Origin of the sequence: Paraburkholderia dioscoreae, assembly GCF_902459535.1 — a bacterium.
GTDB classification, from domain to species: Bacteria; Pseudomonadota; Gammaproteobacteria; order Burkholderiales; family Burkholderiaceae; genus Paraburkholderia; species Paraburkholderia dioscoreae.
Window position 1 is genome coordinate 3,523,904 of record NZ_LR699553.1, and the last position, 21,632, is coordinate 3,545,535.

At 61.2% G+C, this 21,632-nt stretch carries 16 protein-coding genes and 2 pseudogenes; 13 read left to right on the forward strand and 5 right to left on the reverse strand.

What is annotated here, in order from left to right; genetic code table 11:
* Window positions 1-22: 22 nt before the first annotated feature.
* From PDMSB3_RS15850 to PDMSB3_RS15860, 3 genes are all read right to left on the reverse strand, one after another.
* On the reverse strand, window positions 23-1,291 hold the full coding sequence (locus PDMSB3_RS15850; protein WP_007180773.1) for an MFS transporter: 1,269 nt from the start codon (window positions 1,289-1,291) through the stop codon (window positions 23-25).
* 62 nt (window positions 1,292-1,353) lie between these two features.
* Window positions 1,354-2,655, reverse strand: a complete 1,302-nt coding sequence (locus PDMSB3_RS15855) for an NtaA/DmoA family FMN-dependent monooxygenase (RefSeq protein ID WP_007180772.1) — start codon at window positions 2,653-2,655, stop codon at window positions 1,354-1,356.
* A 30-nt stretch (window positions 2,656-2,685) separates the two neighbouring features.
* Entirely contained in the window at window positions 2,686-3,102 is a 417-nt protein-coding gene (locus PDMSB3_RS15860) for an OsmC family protein (protein ID WP_007180771.1), read from the reverse strand.
* Window positions 3,103-3,406: 304 nt separating this feature from the next.
* On the opposite strand from PDMSB3_RS15860, the gene PDMSB3_RS15865 reads away from it, so the two are divergent.
* From PDMSB3_RS15865 to PDMSB3_RS15875, 3 genes are all read left to right on the forward strand, one after another.
* Window positions 3,407-4,780, forward strand: coding sequence for an aminotransferase class I/II-fold pyridoxal phosphate-dependent enzyme (locus tag PDMSB3_RS15865; RefSeq protein ID WP_232064206.1), 1,374 nt, complete (start codon window positions 3,407-3,409; stop codon window positions 4,778-4,780).
* A 65-nt stretch (window positions 4,781-4,845) separates the two neighbouring features.
* On the forward strand, window positions 4,846-5,481 hold the full coding sequence (locus PDMSB3_RS15870; protein WP_157187816.1) for a hypothetical protein: 636 nt from the start codon (window positions 4,846-4,848) through the stop codon (window positions 5,479-5,481).
* Window positions 5,444-5,659: a YSC84-related protein gene (locus PDMSB3_RS15875; RefSeq protein ID WP_232064207.1), complete on the forward strand. Its 216-nt coding sequence runs from the start codon at window positions 5,444-5,446 to the stop codon at window positions 5,657-5,659. The genes PDMSB3_RS15870 and PDMSB3_RS15875 overlap by 38 nt, the downstream gene beginning before the upstream one ends.
* Window positions 5,660-5,842: 183 nt before the next feature.
* On the opposite strand, the gene PDMSB3_RS15880 is transcribed toward PDMSB3_RS15875, so the two are convergent.
* Together PDMSB3_RS15880 and PDMSB3_RS15885 are read right to left on the reverse strand one after the other, a co-directional pair.
* Window positions 5,843-7,312 carry a metal-dependent hydrolase family protein gene (locus tag PDMSB3_RS15880; RefSeq protein WP_007180768.1) on the reverse strand — a complete coding sequence of 490 codons (1,470 nt, stop codon included), beginning with the start codon at window positions 7,310-7,312 and terminating at the stop codon, window positions 5,843-5,845.
* Window positions 7,313-8,158: 846 nt separating this feature from the next.
* A complete protein-coding gene (locus tag PDMSB3_RS15885) occupies window positions 8,159-11,215 on the reverse strand; it encodes an ATP-binding protein (RefSeq protein ID WP_232064210.1) in 3,057 nt (1,018 codons plus the stop codon).
* On the opposite strand from PDMSB3_RS15885, the gene PDMSB3_RS15890 reads away from it, so the two are divergent.
* The 10 genes and pseudogenes from PDMSB3_RS15890 to PDMSB3_RS37880 all read left to right on the forward strand — a co-directional run.
* Window positions 11,214-11,453 (forward strand): hypothetical protein, encoded by a 240-nt coding sequence (locus tag PDMSB3_RS15890; protein ID WP_157187814.1) that lies wholly within the window; start codon window positions 11,214-11,216, stop codon window positions 11,451-11,453. The two genes, PDMSB3_RS15885 and PDMSB3_RS15890, sit on opposite strands and share 2 nt — an antisense overlap.
* Window positions 11,450-12,121: a response regulator transcription factor gene (locus tag PDMSB3_RS15895; protein ID WP_035517935.1), complete on the forward strand. Its 672-nt coding sequence runs from the start codon at window positions 11,450-11,452 to the stop codon at window positions 12,119-12,121. The genes PDMSB3_RS15890 and PDMSB3_RS15895 overlap by 4 nt, the downstream gene beginning before the upstream one ends.
* 349 nt (window positions 12,122-12,470) lie before the next feature.
* On the forward strand, window positions 12,471-13,223 hold the full coding sequence (locus tag PDMSB3_RS15900; RefSeq protein ID WP_232064211.1) for a response regulator: 753 nt from the start codon (window positions 12,471-12,473) through the stop codon (window positions 13,221-13,223).
* A gap of 403 nt (window positions 13,224-13,626) precedes the next feature.
* A complete protein-coding gene (locus tag PDMSB3_RS15905; RefSeq protein ID WP_007180763.1) occupies window positions 13,627-14,193 on the forward strand; it encodes a fimbrial protein in 567 nt (188 codons plus the stop codon).
* A 104-nt stretch (window positions 14,194-14,297) separates the two neighbouring features.
* The gene (locus PDMSB3_RS15910; RefSeq protein ID WP_165186888.1) at window positions 14,298-15,062 is read left to right on the forward strand and encodes a fimbria/pilus periplasmic chaperone; all 765 of its coding nucleotides are present in this window, start codon (window positions 14,298-14,300) and stop codon (window positions 15,060-15,062) included.
* A 166-nt stretch (window positions 15,063-15,228) separates the two neighbouring features.
* On the forward strand, window positions 15,229-17,832 hold the full coding sequence (locus PDMSB3_RS15915; protein WP_007180761.1) for a fimbria/pilus outer membrane usher protein: 2,604 nt from the start codon (window positions 15,229-15,231) through the stop codon (window positions 17,830-17,832).
* 68 nt (window positions 17,833-17,900) lie between these two features.
* The gene (locus tag PDMSB3_RS15920) at window positions 17,901-18,863 is read left to right on the forward strand and encodes a fimbrial protein (RefSeq protein WP_007180760.1); all 963 of its coding nucleotides are present in this window, start codon (window positions 17,901-17,903) and stop codon (window positions 18,861-18,863) included.
* A 229-nt stretch (window positions 18,864-19,092) separates the two neighbouring features.
* Window positions 19,093-20,628, forward strand: a complete 1,536-nt coding sequence (locus tag PDMSB3_RS15925) for an EAL domain-containing protein (RefSeq protein WP_084747803.1) — start codon at window positions 19,093-19,095, stop codon at window positions 20,626-20,628.
* A gap of 615 nt (window positions 20,629-21,243) precedes the next feature.
* A pseudogene (locus tag PDMSB3_RS15930) lies at window positions 21,244-21,475 on the forward strand (alkaline phosphatase family protein); the annotation flags it as partial.
* Window positions 21,476-21,497: 22 nt separating this feature from the next.
* A pseudogene (locus PDMSB3_RS37880) lies at window positions 21,498-21,572 on the forward strand (hypothetical protein); the annotation flags it as partial.
* Between the last annotated feature and the right edge of the window lie 60 nt (window positions 21,573-21,632).

A 21,632-nucleotide genomic window follows, 5' to 3' on the forward strand; every position in this document is an offset into this window, starting at 1 on the left:
ATTAGATGCGCGCGCAACAATGTCAGTCTGGCAGCCCCTTGCCGCGTGTCTCGGGCAGGAACAGCACCGCAACCGCACCAAGCAGATAGATTGGAGCGAACCACAACGCCACCTTCCCCATTCCGCCGAGTGCCGCCGCGAGCGTGCCCGCGGCGATCGCACCCGCCATCGCCAGATAGCGCGCACCTGAAAAGATGACGCTGATGGCGGTCGCGCGGATGCGCGTGGGGAAGAGTTCCGGCGTATGGATCGCGTACCAGCTGTACAGGCCGCCGGTGAAGAACCCCGACACCAGTTGCGCAACCGTTACCGCCTTCGCGGAGCCAAGGCCGGCGAACACGAATGGCACGATCAGAAGCGAGCCGAGCAGATAGACGATCGTCGTCGGACGGCGGCCCCATGCTTCGGCGAGAAACCCCATCGCAATGCAGCCGACGATCTCGCCGAGGTTGTAAAGCGCACCGGCCCAGCCGGCGAGCGACGCTGCCTCGCGCGGATCATGCGCGAGACTTGCGACGAAGGTCGGCAGAAAAGACGTGACCGCCCACCACCCGCCGGTAATGGCCACCGACACGGCGAGCGCAGCCAGCAGACGACGACGCACGTACGGCTGTGCGAACAATGCAAGCGGACTGACCTCGTTGCGGGTCTGCGTCCAGCGTGCCGACTCGGGAATGTGGCGGTAGACCGCGAAGATGATGAGCAGCGGCACGATGCCGAACAGGTACATCCAGCGCCACGACAATCCGAACGACGATCCGACGAGAATCCACAGCCCGGAGACCAGCAGGCCGCCCACTGAAAAGCCCGCCTGCAGAAGTCCGGCACCGCGCGTGCGCCACTTTTCGGGCCACGTCTCCTGGAGCAGCGACGTGCCCACGCCCCACTCCGCGCCAATGCCGATACCCGTGAGAAAGCGCGCGAGCGCGAGCCACTGCCATGTCGACGTAAGCGCCGACGCCGTCGTGGCGAGGCTATAGAGCACGACGCCCAGCAGCATCACCTTGCGCCGCCCGAGCCGGTCGCCCAGCACGCCACCCAGCACGCCGCCGGTTGCCCATCCGGCAAGCGTGATCATCACCAGATAGCCGAGATAGCGGGCGAAAAACGGCGATGCCTCGTGCGGCAGCAGGTCCGCCAGCGCGGGGCGCGCCGTGACGAGCAGCACGAACGTGTCGTATCCGTCCGCTATCCAGAAGGTCGTGACAATGGCGATCACGACCCATGCATGCCGCGTGAGTGAGGTGCTGCCCGGCGCCGAAGGCTCACGGATCGATTGGTTCGCGTACATAGGTAATTAGTATGTCTTAACGTATCGCAGGTTGATGGGGCAAGCAGCAGACCGGACGCGCGCTAGAACGCCATCAGGTTGTCACGGAATTGCTCATGTTCGTATTGCGTGCGCACGACGCCGAGCCGCTGGAGCTCGGGAACGAGGCCATCGGTGATCTCGGCGATGTAGCGGCGCGTGAGATCCGGGTCCATCAGCAGAAAACCATCGCCGCCCACCTCGTCGACGATTTCGCTGAGCCGCGCGGCCACATCCTGCGCGGTGCCGACCAGATTCACGTCCGAGAGCATCTTGCCGGTGCCGCTGATTTCGCGAAGCGTGCGGCCGCTGTACTGGGCGACGAGCGTCTGATGGCCGTTCGATTTCAACTCGGGAAGCGGCTCATCCAGATCGAACTTCGAAAAATCAATGCCGCTCGTGCGCGAGAGCGACGCCAGATGCGCGTCCAGATGCCGGCTCGCGTCTTCGAGTTGCGCGCGACGGCGCATTTCGGCGTTTTCGCGCGACTCGTCGACAATGGGCGTGATCAGGAACAGCACCTTGATGCTGTCCGGGTCGCGTCCCGCCTCGCGGGCTTTGGCTCGAATGTCGTCGCGAAACGCTTTCATCGAAGCGACACTGCGCGCGGTGCCGATCACGGTTTCGGCCCAGCGCGCGGCGAATTGACGGCCGCGCGGCGATCCGCCCGCCTGGCAGATAACAGGCCTTCCCTGCGGCGAGCGAGGGGCGCCAAGCGGGCCGCGCGACCGGAAGTACTGGCCCTCGAAATGCACCGGATGCACCTTCGAAGGATCCGCGAAAATCTCGTTCTGCTGGTCCATTACCACGGCGTCGGCATCCCACGACTCCCACAGTCTGGTGACCAGATCCACGTATTCGTCGGCCATGTCGTAGCGCTGGTCGTGCGGATACTGCCTGTCGAGCCCGAAGTTCTGTGCGCCGCCGTCGTTGCTGCCCGTCACGAGATTCCAGCCTGCGCGGCCGTGACTCACATGATCGAGTGTGTTGGTCAGGCGCGCGAGTTGAAACGGGTGATATTCGGTCGTCGAAAGCGTCGTAACGACGCCGAGCCGCCGTGTCGCCTGAATCAGGAACGATGCAAGCACGGCCGGATCCAGCTTGGGCGAATCGACCGCGTAGCGCAGATAGATATCGTGCGAATTCTGATAGGTGTACGGAATGTTCGACGAGTCTTCGATCATCACGTAGTCGAACGCGGCGCGTTCGAGTGCGCGCGAGAGATCCACGAAAAGATCGGGCGACGTCCAGCCCTTGGGGTTCGGGCCGCCCCAAGGCAGCCGCCATGCCTTGGGACCGAAGCCGCGGGAGATGAACCAGGCGAGATGAAACGGTTTGCGTGCCATGTCTGCTTCGTTACGGTCGGATGCGACGGGTTAGGGATGAGCCGTGACTGCGACGGAAATCGGGCCGGCGCGGCGCACCGTGTTGTAGATCACGCAGCCGCTCGTGAAATGGTCGATCAACCGCTGCGCTTGGGGCTGCGTCACGCCGTGCACCGTCACCTCGATATGCACGCGGGCAAAGCGAGTACGGTCGTCAGGGTCGCGCAGTGAATCGACGGTGGCATCGGCATGGCGCACGTTCAACTCGAATTCCCGCGCGGCCTTTTCGACGCTGCCGAGTGCGCACACGCCGAGCGCCGAGAGCAGAAGCTCCGAAGGCTCCACTGCCGCCGTCTCGCCGTCGCGCGCGGAGGGCGAATCGGAGGCGAAGAAATTTCCGCGGCTTTCGACCAGATAGCGGCCAGTCACGCCGATGGTTTTTGCGGTTGCGCTGCGCTGTTCGCTCATGAGAGTGCTCTTTCCAGATGGTTCGATAAGATTGCCGTGACGTGATTAGATACCCGCTCTGACGTTCGTTCCAGTAACATATTCAGATATGTTTATATTATAAAAATATGTTCAACGTCGCGATCGGCGATCGACAATGCTGTCGAAGAGAGAAAGCCCGAGGATGCGAAACGGCTCGAAACGGCGGCACAGATCGCTGCGCGGAACCCTTTTCCCTTATCTGGCGCGGCACAGCGGCGAATTAACCGACAGCGAACATGCAACGGATGATTGAATGACCAAACACCAAACGGCGCCCGACGGCGTGGAGAGCGAAACCGGCCAACTGGCGGAGGCGGACTGGATTGCACGATATGTTCAAACGGACGGCGGGGGCGACCTGGTCCACAGCATCCGCGACCTGATCCGCACCGGGCGGCTGCAGGCGGGGGCGCGCCTGCCGACCGTGCGCGTACTGGCGCCGCTGCTCGGCGTGAGCCCGGCAACCGTCGCCGGCGCGTGGTCGCGGCTGCGCGACCTTGGCCTGATCGACACGCGCCGGCGCGGCGGCACGGTGGTGACGGATACCGGAACACGAGAAACCGCCCGTGCCGATTCCCCCGACGATCATTCGTGGGACCTCGCACAAGGGCTGATCGACTACGCACTCCTGCCCGATCTCGGTCAGGCGCTGCTTGCCGGATCGCGAGAACCCTCAGCCCATCGCGCGTCGAAGGAGCACGCCATACCGAGCCTCATTGCCGCCGTAGCGCCCACGTGGCCATTCCGGCCCGAGGCGTGGAGCACCGCCGGCAGCGGCACGGAAGGCACGCTGCTCGCCATCGAGGCCGCCGTGGGCGAACAGCGTCTCCTCGCCATCGAATCGCCCACGAGTCCGCGGCTGCTCGACATCTGTTCGACGCTCGGCCTCGAGCTCATTGCAGTGGAGTGCGACGGGCGCGGCCCCACGCCTTCGTCGCTGCGCACCGCGCTCGAGCGGCGGCCAGCAGCGTTCGTCTATCAGCCCCGCGCCCAGGTGCCGCTGGGACACGCCGTCGACGCTGCACGTCTCGACGAGCTGGCGCGGTTGCTTCACGAAAGCCCGCAGACGCAGATCGTGGAGGATGATTTCATCGGGCCGCTGTCGTTGCGCAGCGCACCCAGCATGGGCGCATTGCTGCCCGAACGCACGCTCCTCGTACGCGGCTATTGCAACACTTACGGCATCGACTTGCGGACCTGCGTGCTCGCCGGCTCGTCACGACTCATCGACCGGACGCGCAAGCTTCGCAGTTTTGGCGCCGCGATGAACAGCCGCATTCTTCAAGGTGCGCTGGCGTGGCTTTTGACGGACACGCGGACCAACGCGGCGGTCGACCACGCCCGCCAACGATATGCCGCACGACGCTCAGCGTTGCGCGATCTGTTGCTCGCGCGCGGCATGAGCGCCCAGGGTGACGACGGGTTGAACCTGTGGGTGGCGGTGCCTCACGAAGAGACGGCGATCGTCGCGCTCGCCGCGCATGGCATATCGGTTGCGAGTGGCAGCCGTTGCCACGTCGGCCCGCGCACTGGCGAGTTTCTTCGCGTCTCGACGGCGCGGCTTCCCGACTCTGCGGAAGCGCTTCGACGGATTGCCGACAAGTTCGGCGCGCTGGTCAACCTGGAAGCGGGGCAAAGCTCGCGTCAATTGGCCTAGCGATAACCCGGCCCGCAGAGAAATTCTGGCCAGGCGGGGTTTCGATGGGAGGCTCAAGCTCGCTCATGCAGCGCAGCGCGAATTCGAATTTCGGCCCCTCGACCAGCATGCCCGATACGTCCTTCCCGTCCTCCCAACGACTCAATACATCCGTGATGGGTGTGCTGGCGATCATCGGCAATTGGACACTTCCGCATTACGACACGCTGCGTGCGCTGAGCGTGGAGCGGGTCACGCAGGACGCAATCACTTCTCTGGATTTCTCCCGGCTCGGCGGACACGACACCGCCGGTGCTGCGTTGCTTGCACAAGTGCTCGGCCCGGAACGTCTGCAAAGCCTGTTGCACGACGCCACCGGTCTTGACCATGATCGCCTCGCCCTCCTCGACGCAGTTGTGCTCGCCGTCGGAAAGGTCGCCGGGCAGCCCGTTACACGACGGCGTAACGGTGTGATCGAACTACTCGAGCGCATCGGTGCGGCTGTTCTGCGACTCGCCCATCGCACGGTCGCGCTACTCGGGTTCATCGGCCTCGTGCTCGAGTCGCTGATGCTTGCCGCGTGCCGACCGAAAGCACGTCCCCGGCGCACCGAACACCTATTACAACGCGAAAGCTGCTTCAGTGGGTGCACAACTCGGCTTCGAATCGAAGAGCGTGGCCCTCGTGTTTCTCACCCAGAACGCGCTCGACCGGTTCCGTAACAGCAAGAGCTGGACGCTCGGCGTTGATGGATCCGTGGCCTTCTTCAAGAGCGGCGAAAACGGCAAATTCGACACCAACACAGCTCGCCATTCCATTGTGGGCGTTGTCGAGACCAAGGAAGGCCTGATGTTCGACCTGTCGCTGAAGGGCACGCATTTCTCGAAGGCACCGGTCTGATTGCGGCATCGACCGCTTACCCGATCGCAATCGAATGCAGCGCATAACCAGGTGTGGTGCAGACGTTGCGAGCGGCACCAGGTACACAGCCGTTCAATATTCGCCGGACTTCGGCGCGCCATGTCGTCGCAAACCGCGTAATTGGAAAGAGAAGATCGACATTGGCGCTGGAGGACGTCCGGCCTATTGAACCCGCAGACCCAAGGTGTTCTTGTAGATCCGGCCGTCCTTCATGATGATCCTCATGCTCCTTTGTGGCTCCGAGATCAGCGAAATGTCCTCGAGCGGATTTCCTTCGATGACCAGGAGGTCCGCAAAAGCGCCGGGCTGAATCATACCCAGCGCGCCGGGATAGGGACTGCGCAAGCCTGACAAACTGAGGAGCTCTGCATTGCGGCTGGTGCCGAGCCGCAGGACATCGACGTTCTCGAACCAGCGACTGAGTTTCGAAAGCTGCCTGCCTTGCGTCAAGGCACCCGGAGGATTGAACAGGACGTCCGTTCCCCAAGCCATATTCACGTTGTGCTTCTGCCCGAGCTCGAAGGCTCGCACCGTCCCTTCCGCGATAGCCTTCTGCTGCAGACGCTGCGCTTCAGTCGCCTTTGGGTTGGCGTCCTCGTCGGCCAGGAATGGCTGCAGACTCCACCAGGCGCCGGCATCGGCAATCCTTCGCACGGTCTCTTCGTCCGCAAGCTGGCCGTGCTCGATGGACTTCACCCCGCATGACAAGGCTCGGCGAATGCCGGCCGAGGTGTACACGTGGGCGCAAACGTAGGTTCCCCAGTCCGATGCCGCGTTGACCGCGGCGCGCATTTCTTCTTCCGTGTATTGAATGGAATCGAGCGGGTCGAACATGGAAGACACACCCCCGCCCGCCATGATCTTGATCTGGCTCGCGCCGAGCATCAGTTGTTCGCGCACCCGTCTGAGCATCTCGGGCACACCGTCGGCGATCGATGATATGCCCGCCACTTCCGCAGCGCTCAGTGAGCACAATGCGGTGCGCGGCAACTCGCTGCGGCTGCGGAAGTCGCCATGTCCGGACGTTTGCGAAATCATCGCGCCTGAAGGAAAGATTCGCGGACCGGCGACGCGGTTCTCGTCGATCGCCCGCTTCAACGAGAAAGAGGGGCCGCCCACGTCGCGAACCGTGGTGAAGCCGCGCAAGATGGTGCGCTCGGCTTCCTGCGCCGCCAGAAGATAGATATACGTGATGTCGGCCGTCATTGCCACGCTCAGTGGAACGGCGGCAAGAATCGAATGCCAGTGCGCGTCGATCAGCCCGGGCATGATGACGTGCCCCACGCAATCGATCACCTGCGCGCCGCCGACATCTTGTCCTGTGGGAACCAGGTCCTCGACCCGGTTGCCGTTTACGACGAGGTCGTGCCCCTCGTGCAGAATGCTGGAAGTTCCGTCGAAGATCCGCGCGCCTCTCAGGACGACGGGGCCGGCCGCCGCCGCCGGAGAGAAGACCGGGTCGGCCATGCTGTGGCCGCCCGCTGCGAAACCGGATTCGAAGTCATGACCTGCCGAGTGGCGCGAAACCGTCTCACTGATACGGCGGCAAATGTTGTGCGTCAGCGCGTTCTGACAACCGCATCCGAAGCGATGCCAGGAACTCCGACTTTCGTCGTCATACGTGTTTACCATCTCGGTCTCCGCGGTTTACCGAATGCACTGGACTCTTTTCACACCTGACGTCACAACAGACGATGCCGGCGCAACGCGCGTTCAATATACATGGTCGCGTGTCCGGGGGCATTGATACACCGAAATATACGTATTGGCATTTTATTCACATGGCATGCCTCATTCGATGCATGCGATTGTGTCTGCTTGCATTGATATGGCGAAACGTATATCCTCAATTCAACCGGGATGTCCATTAACGGAAATTCCCGGCTTTTCAATTAACCCTTTATCTTTTTGGCATGACTTTATTTTTCCATGTATAGCGGCTAATTGCGATCGCGAGGCAAGCAGTTTCGATTGCCGCGATCCACCTCACTTTGCGGAGGTTTCTCATGGCACGACGTTCGATCGTCTCACACTGTCTACTAGCCACCTCTTTGCTCTTCGTGTGCTCCGTTGGGAGCGCTCAGGCGAGCGGTGTCATCCGCTTCAGCGGAATGATCGTCGAGCCACCCTGTTCGCTGAGCATGAGCGACAATGCGTCGAGTCAGGCGCGTTTCAATATGACATGTCCCCGTCCCGCTGCTGGCAGCGTCGCTTTCATGAATACGTCCAGTCAAACCCCGTTGCGCACGTTCAGGTTAACCCAACAGTCACAATCGGTTCGTTTGCCAGCCATTGATACGACGAAGAGTCCGCGGATAATCGCAGTCGTTACCTACCTGTAATTGATAAGCTCTAACGCGTTAATCCGGATAGGTCGCAATCCTGTTGGCTAATAGCCCGATATTGATTCGACTGTGCCGCTTTCCGGATTGACGCGATAATGCTGCGCGCTATCGTTGAAGGGCCATTGGTTCTCATTCAGCTGCGCGCACCGCTCTGCCCGGATTCCCCGGCCCGCGCCATTCTATCGAGTGCCGAGGCAATGCGTTCCTGCACCTCGCCGAGCGTATGCTGCAAGTCGCCGGCCGCGGCGTCTGCTTCGCCGTCGAGCATTTTCTCCAGCCGTGTGCATGCTTCCACCACGTCTTCGGCGTGCAGCATCGCAAAACCACCCTTGATCGAATGAACCCGCGACGATACCGCGCCCCAGTCGCCTTGCGCCATCGCGCTCTTCAATACCGCCAGCGAATCAGCGGTCTGCCGCTCCAGAGTGGCGCGCAAGTTGTCCGGCAACGCAGGGGCCGAGCGCCCCGCCGCCGCGTCGATGGCAGCCGCGGCCCGGGGATGAGCCCCGAGCCAGAGATAGCGCCGCGCCGCGGCATCGATCGACGCGAGCGACATCGGCTTGAGCAGCACGCCCGATATTCCCGCCTCGCGAAAGCGCCGCGAATCGGCAGCCGTGACGTCGGCTGTGATCGCGATGATCGGCGTGCGCGCTCCCTGATTGCGCAGGCATTGCGCGAACGTGTAGCCGTCCATCACCGGCATTCCAAGATCGGTGAATACGAGATCGTAGTGCCGCTCGTTGAACTTGCGCAGCGCGACCAGACCGTTCTCCACGATATCGCTCGTGTAGCTCAGTGTGTCGAGCTGATCGCGGATCAACTCACGGTTCACCTCGTCGTCTTCCGCCACGAGGACATGGATGCCGCGCGTGTCGGTTGCCTCGTCCGCCGTTTGCGAGTCGCCTTCGTGGGCGGGTGCTGTATCGTCGCCGTGCCGAAGCGGCAGCGTCACCGTGAAGATGCTGCCTTGGCCCTCTTCGCTGCTCATCTCGATCGTGCCGCCCATACCCTCGGCGATTCGCTTGCAGAGCGCCAGCCCCAGTCCCGTGCCTCCAAAACGGCGAGTAATCGACGCATCGATCTGATCGAACGCATCGAACACGCGTGCCTGACGTTTCGCAGGAATGCCGATCCCGGTATCCGTCACGCGAATCACGAGCGGTATCGCCGGGTTGCCTTTGCCGGCGCTCACCTCGATCGACACGCTTCCCCGGTCGGTGAACTTGATGGCGTTGCTAAGCAGATTGACGACCATCTGGCGGATTCGCCCCGGATCACCCAGGTAATAGCGCGGCAGAGCCGCATCGATGGTATGCGTGAGTGCCAGCCCTTTGCGTTGCGCAAGCGGCATGAACATCGAGGTTGCCTGCCGGACCAGATCCGCCGCGTCGAAGCGGATCGATTCGAAACTCATCTCGCCCGCTTCGACCTTCGAGAAATCGAGAATATCGTTGAGAATCTGCAGCAATGCCCGCGACGACGACGCAACGGTCCGCACGCGCGCAACGACAGGCGCCGCCTGCGGCAGCCGTTCGAGCAGTTCGAGATGTCCAAGAATCGCGTTCAGCGGTGTGCGGATTTCATGACTCATCGACGCGAGAAATGCACTCTTTGCGGCATTCGCGCTGTCCGCCGCGTGCCGCGCGGCAGTCAACTCGCGCGCCAGCTGACGCTCGGCCGTGACATCCGATAAGGCTGCCACGATAACCGGTTGCCCCTCGTAAAACGACGGAGTCAATTTCGCTGCGATGTCGATCGTGGAGCCTTCGCCGCTTGGCAGATGCAGTTCGACATCGGAGGTTGTCGCCGCGTCGCCGCGCGAGGCCCGGAAGGCCGCTGGCGCGTGCTGCTTGAGCATGCCGCCGATCAACACATCGCCTGCCGCCGCGACGCGCTTTTCGAGCGCCTGCATGTGCGCGCTCTCCAGCAGCACGGTATGGTTGTCGGCGTTGACGAGCGCCAGCCCGACCGGCACGGTTTCGATCAGGGTCCGACTCAGATGTTCGCTGTCGAAGACACGCTCCGAGCGTTCGAACAGAGGCACGAGGATCTTGCGGTTGAACAGCAGGACGAAGGTCCACAACAGGATAATCGCAAGGCCCGTGGCGATGGCCGATCCTGCGATATCCCGCGCCACGCGGCCGGCAATGACCTGCCCCGGCAACGAATAGGCCAGTTTCCATCCCGTGTTGCCGAGTGGCGCGCAGATCGACAGTTTGCCGTCGTGGAACGTGTCCGTGATGTCTTGCGTGGCAGAAGCGGGCTTCTGGCAGTGTGCCATCACGTAGTCCCGTTCCGACGAACTCAACTGACCGGATGCACTGCTCGTCACCGGCTCGGAGCGTTCGTCGAGGATCCAGTAGGCGCCGGAAAAACTGCCGGGCTCCAGTCGGTCGATCAATCGCTGCGGGCTGAATACGCCGGCCACCACACCGAACGGGCGACCGTTCGCACTGACTGGCGCGAGGATGCGGAGCAGCGTTTTTCCGCTGAGCGGATCGACCTGCGGACGCAGCCAGCGTAATTGCCTGGTGCGGCTCTGCTGCGCAGCGGCCCATGAAGCGAGGTTCGCCAGTCCTGCCGCGTAATAGGCCAACAGGCGTGCCGTGTCCGCAATGGCGGACTGTATTTGCGGGTTCGACAGATCGGGCAATGGGCTGATAGCGACCGCCGAGGCCGTGGGTGTCGCGATGTAGCCGCTGAGTCCCCACGGCAGTCCCACCGCATCGTTCATTGTCTTCACCAGGTTGCTACCCGAACCGGCGGTGGCTTTAGCGATGGCAAGGAAGCGGCCGATCCTTTCACCGTCCATGCTTTCCTCGCGAGAAAGCCGGACGATCAAGGCGCCGCGGGAATCCGGGCCCGAGGCAAATACCAGGCGGCCGCCCTGCCCTTCGAATGCGCTCACGTCGGCCGCGTCCGCAGCGCCACTGCTCTTCGACACGGTTTCGACGCCCGCCGCCACGATACGAACACGGGTCTCGCTCGCCCAGACAATGTCCATGACGCGTCCCAGATCGCGCTGGAACGTCTGCCGTTCGTCATTCAGATCCTCGCGAACGTAGCCGGCGAGACTCAGCGCGAAAGCCAGCAGAATGAAGAGCGTCAGTGCCGCCGCCCCCATGAACAGAATGATCCGCTGATGAACCCGGAACCGCGCAAGCAAATCAGGAGACGACGATGGGCGCATGGCTAAAAAATATCAGGCTGGTTTTGTCGCCGGCGCGCAGACGACGCTGCGGCTCGCACGGCGAACGCAAACAGATCGGGCCCCGAACCAGGGCATGGCGGATATCCGGCTGGCATTCAATCGCCCTACGGGCGAACTCTCCTGGTATGATCCAAAGATGACGTCGTGGCGAGGCGAAAGGCCGCGTTTGCAGGCCCTGAATCGTAATCGGCATAAATGCGGGGCGGGGAAAAGATGAGCGCCGGAAACCAGTTTTCGATAAAAGTCGTGATCGCCGACGACCATCCTACTGTACTGGGTGGCCTCGTTCATGCGCTGGAGCCGGTCAGCACGATACAGATCGTCGCGACCTGCCAGAATTCGACCGAACTGATCGCGGCGCTCCAGAAGCAAACTTGCGACGTGGTCATTTCCGACTACGCGATGCCGAGCGGCGAGTACGGCGACGGACTCGTGCTCTTCGAATACCTGCGGCGCCATTTCCCGAAAGTCGGCATCATCGCGCTCACAGTAATGGACAGTCCGGCGGTCATACGTGCACTCATCTCGGCCGGCGTGACCTCCATTTTGAGCAAGTCCGACGCGACCGGTCACATCATCACGGCGATTCATAGCAGCTATGCCGGCGGTTCGTATCTCTCACCTACCATCGAGCAAGTCGTGAACAACAGCGAGACGACCGGTGATCAACAGCCGCTTTCGCCGCGCGAACTCGAGGTCGCGCGATTATTCGCCTCCGGGCTCTCCATGACGGACATTGCCAGGCGGCTCAATCGCAGCAAACAGACCGTCAGCACCCAAAAGACCACCGCGATGCGAAAGCTCGGCGTGGCGAACGACGTCGAACTCATCCGCTATGCAATCGAAAGCGGGCTGATCGCTTCTCCCTCCACTAAAGACAAATAAGCGCGCCTTCCGCGCTCGTCACACCCCACGTACTCGAACGCGCGGAGCGTGAATCATCTCGACTTCCGCCCGATTTTCATACGCTTCCTTTTCACTTTCGTACTAGTACGACTGAAAAGCGACGAAATAGCTTACTTGTATGATATCTGTAATCTTCCGGTATTTATAAACTGATTTTGGTTGCCTTCCCAACGGTATTGGTCTTCGGGCTGAAACGTCTCCCGGCGCAAACCAGAGGCACCCGAACAGTGACGGCGAGCGCGTAGTACCCAGGCGAACCGACGTTTGCACGGCGACCCAATTGCCCAACCGCCCAGTCCGCCGTCTGGAGCCTCAGGCACCCGGCTTCATGCCGCGCGCCGCCTCAATCAACGGATACCATTGCATGAACCATTTCTCCATCCGCGTTGCGATTGCCGACGATCACCCCGCGGTTCTGATCGGACTGCAACAAGTCCTTGAGCATGCCGGCCAGATAGAACTCGTAGGAACCTGCCGGAACTCGACGCAGATCGTCGAACTGCTGCAACATGTGGCATGCGACGTCGTGATCTGCGAATACACGTTACCCGAAGGTAAATATCGTGATGGCCTGGAATTCTTTGGCTATCTGCAAAGGAATTTTCCAGATATCGGCATAGTCGTGCTGACGACGATGAACAATCGCGCGGTGGTACGAACCCTCGCCTCTCAAGGCAATCTGTCCGTCATCAGCAAGGCCGATGCGACGGGACACATTATCACCGCAATCCATGCCACCGTTGCGGGAGGCAACTACCATTCGCCGACCATCCGATCGATTGCGTCGAATGTCCACAGCGGCGCAATTCATACGGCAACCGAACTCTCTCCGAAAGAAGCCGAAGTCATGAGGCTCCTCGCGTCCGGAAACACGGTCACGGACATTGCGGCTTATCTGAAGCGCAGCAAGCAGACAATCAGTTCGCACAAGCGAAGTGCAATGCGCAAGTTCGGCGCTTCAAACGATATCGAACTGATTTCGTTCATGCTGAGCAGGGAGCGTGAGATCGCGCCGTTAGTCATTCAGCCGGAAAACCCGGCCTCTACGCGCGCGATGCATCAGGACCTCGACGCGAGATGAGTTGAAACGACAGTGCGGCCTCACCTTACCGGCCCGTCCACACGGACGCGCCAGGCCAGTACACGATTGTTGAACCCGCCGTACTTGACCTTCACGCAATGTTACCGGCTACTGCCACGTCCTTCGCGTTCATCAGCACTGACAGCCTTTCTGGCATTCCCCGGATCCGCGGGATCCGCAAAGCAGGTTACGAATTGCATGGGCCCACGAAACGCTCTTTCCCAGAGCTTTAGTACGAGTACTACAAGCCAGCGGCAGCATTTCGTTTCAGTCCGATATCGCGATAAAGCCAAAGCCGTCAAAATTGTTTTCGACGGGCGCAGTAGCACAACAGCGATCCGCCGCTCACTCCTTGCGAGTGAATCCCATTATACGAATACATATCGTAAAAGGTAAAGAGAATATGACATTCAAAGCGAATCACCTCATCAAGACATTTGCAGTCCTTTCTATTGCGGCAGCGGCTCACACTGCAATGGCAGCAGACGGTCAGATCACCTTCAACGGCCAGGTACTGGCAACCACTTGCACGATTTCGGCGGGCGGCGGTGCGACCGGTACGAACAACATGACGGTGACGCTGCCGAGCGTCTCGGTCGCCGCGCTCAGCAGTTCGGGCAACGCCGCGGGTCGCACACCGTTTTCGATCAACCTGAGCGGCTGCACCGGCGACTCCACGAAGGTCGCAGCCTTCTTCGAGGCCGGCGACACGGTCGACCAATCGACGGGCCAGATCAATCTCGTCGCCACCGAAGGCGCGACCAGCGCAACGAACGTTCGAATTCGCCTTCTCAACAACGCGCAAAGCCCGATCGTCGCTGGCGCACCGGCCGGCCAGCAGAACTCGCAGACGGTGGATCTGAATGGCGGCAGTGCATCGCTGCAGTACTTCGCGGAATACGTGGCCACGGGCAAGGCAACGGCCGGAGCGGCGAACTCGCGCATTCAGTACTCGCTGAGCTATCAGTAACTCCGAGCGTGCCGGCCGGCGACATCGGTTCGGCACATACGCCGGGCGGTTCCGCGCTCGCGGAATCCGCCCGGCCAGTCAGTCAGTCAGAAAGGAATAAGCAAATGAGTCAATGGATATCAAAAGTATTCGCCATGCTGGCTCTGGGCGCAATCGTTCTGGGCAGCACGGCGGAAGCAAGTGTCGTCATCACCGGTACACGGGTCGTTTTTCCCGGCGACAGCCGTGAAGTAACAGTGAAGCTCTTCAACGACGGGAAGGCTCCGGCACTGGTTCAGACGTGGATGGACACCGGCGACGAGAAAGCCGCGCCGGAATCAATCCAGGTGCCGTTCGTCCTGACGCCGTCGATGTTCCGTCTCGATCCGGACAAGGGTCAGACGTTGCGCATGGTCTATGCCGGCGAGCCTCTGCCCAGGGACAAGGAATCGCTGTTCTGGCTGAACGTGCTGGAAGTACCGCCCAAAGCGAGCGGCGAGGATGCAGCGAACAGGATCCAGTTGGCATTTCGTTCGCGGATCAAGGTGATGTATCGGCCTGGTGGACTGCCAGGGACCGCAGAGGAAGCCCCGAGGCAACTGACGTGGGAGATTGCTCGTCGCGACGGAGCGGAAGGTTATGAGTTGACCGCATCCAATCCCAGTTCGTATGTCGTGAATCTGGGCAGCGTCGAGCTTGAGGTGGCGGGACGCAAATACGAAATCGAGCCCAAATACGTTCTGGCGAAAGGCGTGGCTCGCTTTCCGGTTCCCGGACTCTCTTCGGTTGCGTCGAACGGCACGACTGTGACCTACAGCAGCATCGACGACTGGGGTGTCATCCGCCCCGCAACACCGTCCCAGGTCGCCAACGGCAGCACGCAGCGCTAACACGTACTGCGCCAGAGCGTTTGCCCTAGTCCATTTCTGTTTCGCTAATTCGTTCCTGCTGGCGCTGAACGCGCCCGGCAGGCGGGTGTTCGCCCTTGCTCGACTACGCGGCACGCATTGCCTTCCACCCGACGTTGCCAGTCTCAAGAAACAATACAGGATCAACATGACGTTATCTTCCCGCCATGGTGGCCTCGACGGTGGTCGGGTGCCGCGACTCGACCCGCTCTATCTTGCCGTACTGTCCGCGCTTCTGTTCTGGCACGTATCGGCCGATGCAGCACCCACGCCTTCCGCATCCGACGACGTTCAGTTCGATAGCGGCTTTCTTGCCCATACTGGCGGTGGCAGCATCGACCTTACCCGTTTCGAGAAGGGCAATATCGTATTGCCAGGCGAATACAGCGTCGATGTCTATGTCAACGGCAACAACGTTACGCGCACCCAGATCACGTTTCGCCAGGTAGGGGGTAAGAAGGATGCGCAGCCGTGCTTCGGTGCAGTGCTCCTCGAGAGCCTCGGCGTCGATCTGCAGAAGCTGCCGGTCGACGTGCGAGACCGGAAGCCGAGCGAGGCGTGCATCGAGCTTCCGCAGATCATCGCAGACGCAAGCACCGCCTTCGCATTCGACGATCAGCGTCTCTCGCTCAGCATCCCGCAAAGCGCGCTGCGCAGGACGCCGCGGGGCTATGTCAGCCCGGATCGGTGGGATTCCGGCGTGACCACCGGCCTGCTGAACTACAGCGCGGACGTGTATGCCACCCGCAACAACGGTGGACCTTCGACATCGCAGGGCTTTGCGGGGCTGACGGCCGGGTTCAATCTGGGCGACTGGCATTTCCGTCATCAAGGATCGTATAGCTGGGCGAACGGCGCCGGCGCGCGCTATCAGGACATCGCGACGTATGTTCAGCGCGACATGCCGTCCCTCACCTCGCAACTGACGGTCGGCGAAGCCTATACGTCTGGCGATCTTTTCGATTCCACCCAGTTTCGCGGCATCAAGTTCGAGACGGATGACCGGATGTTGCCCGACTCCATGCGCGGCTACGCGCCGATCATCCGGGGTATCGCGAGGAGCAATGCGCGCGTCACGATCACGCAGAACGGCGTCAAGATCTATGAAGCGACGGTCGCGCCGGGCGCATTCGAGATCGACGATCTGTATGCCACGGGCTACGGCGGCGACCTGAACGTTTCGGTCAAGGAAGCCGATGGTTCCTCCCACGATTTCTCGGTGCCATATGCGGCGGTTCCGCTCGCATTGCGTCCCGGTACGCACCGCTATAGCTTCGTGGCCGGCACCGTCCGGCCATCGCAAGGCGACAGCAATCCGGTGTTCATGCAGAGCACATGGCGGCAAGGCATCACAAACCTGATAACCGGTTACGGTGGCATGACCGCCGCGCAGGGTTACATGTCGTTCGTGCTGGGCACCGCCCTGAATACTTCATTCGGCGCGTGGGGACTGGACGTCACGCAGGCAATGACGTCCGTGCCGGGAGAGAAGCGCTATAACGGGACCAGTGCGCGGATCAGCTACTCGAAGTCGATTACGCAGACGTCCACGGATATCGCTATTGCGGCATACAGATACTCTACCGGCGGCTTCTTCGGTCTCAACGATGCCATGCTGGCGCGCGAGCGCGTCCGCGACGGCGGATTGGCGAGCGATATTGCTCGCCAGCGCAGCCGCGCTTCGCTGTCGGTCAATCAGGATCTGGGCGGACGCGCGGGTCGCTTCGGCATGACGTTGTCGGCGAGCAATTACTGGAACCGTCACGGGTCGGACCTGACCTATTCCGCCGCGTACTCGAACGTGTTCCGCAACCTCAGCTATCAGCTGTCGGTGACGCGCGAAAACACCAGCCTCGACAGCAGGAACACGACGTTCTACGCGAGCGTCAGCATCCCGCTCGGCAAGACAAAGCCGGTCATCGCATCCTCCAGCGTGACGTTCGACGACCACGGCAACGCCCGCGGCCAGGCAACGCTGTCGGGCAGCACTGGCCGCGACGACACGCTGTTCTACAGCATGACGGGCAACTATGCGTCGCAAACCGGCGGCTCGTCGGCCGACGGAAGCGGCACGCTCGTCTACCGCGCGCCGTATGCGGAGTTGACCGGAAGTGCAGGCGCAGGCCAGCACTATCAGCAGGGCTCGATCGGCGTGCGTGGCGCAGTGGTCGCACATCCGGGCGGTATCACGTTGTCGCAACCGTTGTCCGATACCTTCGCCATCGTCGAGGCTCCCGGCGCGGCGGGCGCGCGGGTTCTCAACTCGCAAGGGGTACGCGTGGACAGTCGTGGCTATGCCATCGCGCCGACGCTCACGCCGTATTCGCTGAACGAAATCGAACTCGACCCGTCCGGACTGCCGCTCGATGTCGAACTGCGTGTCACGTCGCAGCAGGTGGCGCCGCGTGCCGGTGCCGTCCCGCTGATCAAGTTCCAGACCGCTGTTGGGCGCACGGCGCTGATCACTGTGCGTCAAGCCAATGGCGAAGCACTGCCGTTCGGCGCACCGGTTCTGGACGAGTCCGGCAAGGAAGTGGGCGTGGTCGGTCAGGGCGGCCGGATCCTCGCGCGCGGGCTCGAAACTCAGGGCACGTTGACGGTGCGCTGGACCAATGACAGCGGTATGTCATGCGCCGTGCCGTACACGCTGGCCCCGACCAAAGACGGCAACTCCGTGCACGGCTATCAGACGATTGAAACAACCTGCAGGCCATTGCCGATCAGCGCGGCCAGCAAGCCTTCCGCGGAATGAAACGCTCGTTGTCTATCGACAGCGATCCTCAGGATTGTTGCAAGTTCAACAGACAGGAAACCCTCAGCATGAACAGATTCCTTTCCATTGTGGTGTCGGCAGTCTCATTGGCCGCGCGGACCGCACGTGTTCGCTGGGCAAGAAACAGCCTGGCAGCCATAGGACTCATGGCCGCACTTTCGTCGCCGGCATTCGCCCAGTATGCATTCGGACAGTCGACGATTACTGTGCCCGCACGCGTCGCCGCCGGTACGGTAGTCGCGCGCGACTACCTCACGCCGCAACAGCTGTGCTATTCAACGAGCTGCACGCTGACCTACGCGGAGTTGTATCAGTACGGCGGAGGTCAAAGAGTCCCCGGCCCAAACGTTCTGACTACGGTCACGGGCCTTTCGACCCGATTGATCGTCAACGGGAAGCAGATAACCGATGGCGCGGTAACACCGAACCTGGTCATCACGAGTCCCATAGAGATCCAGTTGGTCGCCAACGGACAGCAGATCATCGGCGGCCCATTGAAAGCAAATGGCTCTACCCCCTCCCCTGCGTACTTCATCATCCGTTTTGGAAGCTCTATGTACCAGATCTTTCTTGCAGCAACGGTTCAGACGATCGATGGAACCTGTTCGGTTCCAGATCAGCTCGTCACGTTGCCGACAGCAGGGCTCAAGAAATTCGGCAGCGCAGGCACCGTTCAGGGCGCGCAGAGTTTCAGTATTCGCCTCAACAATTGCCCAGCAGGCTTCAATCGGGTGGGCTACAGCCTCATACCGGTCGGCACTGAAGTGACCGGCTACCCAGGCGCATTGCCACTCAGCGCCGACTCGAGCGCAACGGGCGTTCGCGTAAGAATTGCAGATGCAAACGGTACACCCGTGACATTCAACACGTCGATCAAACTCAATGCCTATAACAAAACCACCGGCGGGTCGTATACCGTGCCTTACCAGGCGTCGTACATCAAGACGGCAGCCAATGTCACGGCCGGCACGGTGAATGGCGCCATGCTGGTGCTGGTCGACTATCAATAGATGAAGTTAGCCAACGCAAGTCGGCGCGGTAGCGGTAGCGGTAGCGCATAGCGTCGTGTCGCTCGCGCCGCTCCCCTCGACGAAAGCCGCAACTCCGCTCACGACTCTTCAATGCTCGAAGCACTCTATACGCAGAACGTACGTCTGAGCGATTAGAAGGAAGTGCCCGGACAATGCACGGCGCACGCGGCTAGCCCGCAATTTCTGGCTTCATACAGACAAGGATTTGATGATGAACCCCATTGCCCTGCCGCGCATCGCGCGCTCCCTACGCATTCCGGTTGCCGTTTCCATTTTTCTGCTCGTCGCGACCATTGGAATTGCAATTCAGCTACTCGTTATCGGCTCGCGTCTGGACAGACAGGCGGCTGACGGCAGTCGCGGCATTCTCGACGAGATCGAGAAGATGGTCGACCAGGCCTCCGACGCAGCCACACAAACGCTCACACTCGCGGGGCAGCCGTGCTCCCGCGCGGTGCTCCGTCTGCGCGAGGAGGTTCAATCGCGGCCTTACGTGCGCTCGGCGAATCTCGTGGACCCCGAGGGCGTCCTGTACTGCTCGTCTCTGGTCGGAGACGTCCACGAAGCAACCGATCCGAACACGTTTGCGAACGGCACGCTGGAACTACTGCCTTTCAATCGTGTCACGCCCGATTCGTCGCTGCTCGTGCTGCGCAGGGCCACGCACAACGGTGCGGCCCTGGTTGCCATCGATGGCCGCCATTTGATCAAGGTGCTAAAGACGTTCGACCCCGCCGGAACCGCGATGCTTCGCGTAGGCGACGTCTGGTTGAGCCCGGAGGGTGTACTGGCGAACGGTAGCGCCGCCGACGGAATGAAGTCGGCCGTAGCGAATTCGATGCTTTATCCGCTGGAAATCCACGCGGGATACAGCCGGAAGAATTCTGTCTTCGATCCCCTACATCGCTTCGCGCTCTGGCAGGCTGCGATCGTCGCCGTATCGGCCCTCGCGACCTCGCTATTCTGGTGGTTTGCCAGCAAGCCCCGAAACGCAAACAGGGTATTTGGCGACGCGCTGTTGGCGGGTGAGTTCTCGCCCTACCTGCAGCCGCTGGTCGACGCGCAGAGCGGCGAATGGATTGGCGCCGAGATTCTCGCGCGCTGGAAACGCGGCAACCAGGGTTTCGTGTCGCCCGACCAGTTCATCCCGATCGCGGAGGAATCCGGATTCATCGTGCCGCTTACGCGGGAACTGACGACTTCGGTTGCCAGGGCGCTCAATGCCGTCGATCTTCCTCTGGGATTCCATGTCAGCTTCAACGTGTCTCCTACGCAACTCATCGGGGGAGGTCTGATCGAGGATTGTCGCCGCTTTCTGCATATCCTTCGGCACTCGGATGTTCGGCTCGTGCTGGAACTGACGGAGCGCGAGCTTTTCGTGCTGGACGACGCCATGCGCGATTCGCTTGCGAGCTTGCGCAGTCTCGGCGTCAGTATTGCGATAGACGACTTCGGCACGGGCCACGCAAACCTTTCGCTGCTGAACGATCTGAGTGTCGATCTCTTGAAAGTCGACAAAAGCCTGATCTCAAGTGTCGCCGACAATACAGTGGCGCAACCGGTTCTGGACTGCGTGATCGATCTCGCGAAGCGGCTGAACGTGAAGGTGATCGCGGAAGGCATCGAAACTGTGGCGCAATGGCGTTACCTCGAACGCAAGGGAGTGCGCGTGCTTCAGGGGTATCACTTCGCGCGGCCTATGTCGCTTGACGCCTTTGCGACGCAAGTGGGCACGTTGGCGTAAGCCGCGTCACGGGCTTGCTGGAGAACTGCTGAAATCTATGGTGGGCCGGGTCGGAGTCACATTGCGCCGGCTTGGAGGCGCCGCATAAGGATCTCCCGATGTGGCATCCCCAAGTTACCCCCAGATCTACCCCCATGAAATGGCGGAACAGATCGGAATTAGGATCCGACAAAAATACCGCCCGAGGGTCAATCTCATCTTTGCCGCTATCACCTGTCGGTGTCGCGATCTCGCAACACACACACACAACGAAGGCATCTCCGTTGCGAGCGGGCGCCCATGCATGCTGCCACGCCTTAGTGGGAAAGTCATGACGAAGAGGACAACGACGCGGATACAGGAGACGGTGGCTATAGTTTCCATATCAGACTGGTCGTATTGCGCACCAACTCGACATTTCCGCCAGTCCGTTTGGTCATTGAACGACAAGAGTGTACCGATCCGAATGCCAACGGCGTATCCCGATGCCAATCGTCGTCGGCGCTACGCAATGTTGCGCTGCAGGTCTTCGTAGAACTGGATATCTGCAGGCAACGCGCATGTGGACGTTTCGTTTCCGACGCGGATGTCGCTTCATTGCCGAACTCTGCCTGATACCTTTTCATGAGACGGGCCACGACTGACGAAGGCGGTGGCTACTACGATTCCGGCTACATCGAGCCGCTCGACTTTTTCGGCGATGGCCCGCGCATTCCGATGATCGTCGTGTCGCCATACTCGCGCGGTGGACGTGTTGTGCACCAGTACGTGGGATCATGCGTCGATCGTGAAGTTCATCGATCGCAACTGGCGTCTGAAGCCGATCACGCATAGAAGCCGCGACAAAGGGCGGCAAGTACCTCATCCTCCCACCTGGCTACAAAGGCACGATCCCGTCGGGCTACATTCCACTGCGCCCCGCCACCTATAACGGATATGCGCTATTCCGTGCGATCCCTGCCACATCGTCTGACTCTGACGTAACAAAGGCCATCCTGCTGGTAAAGCGGCTGAGGCTTTATCCC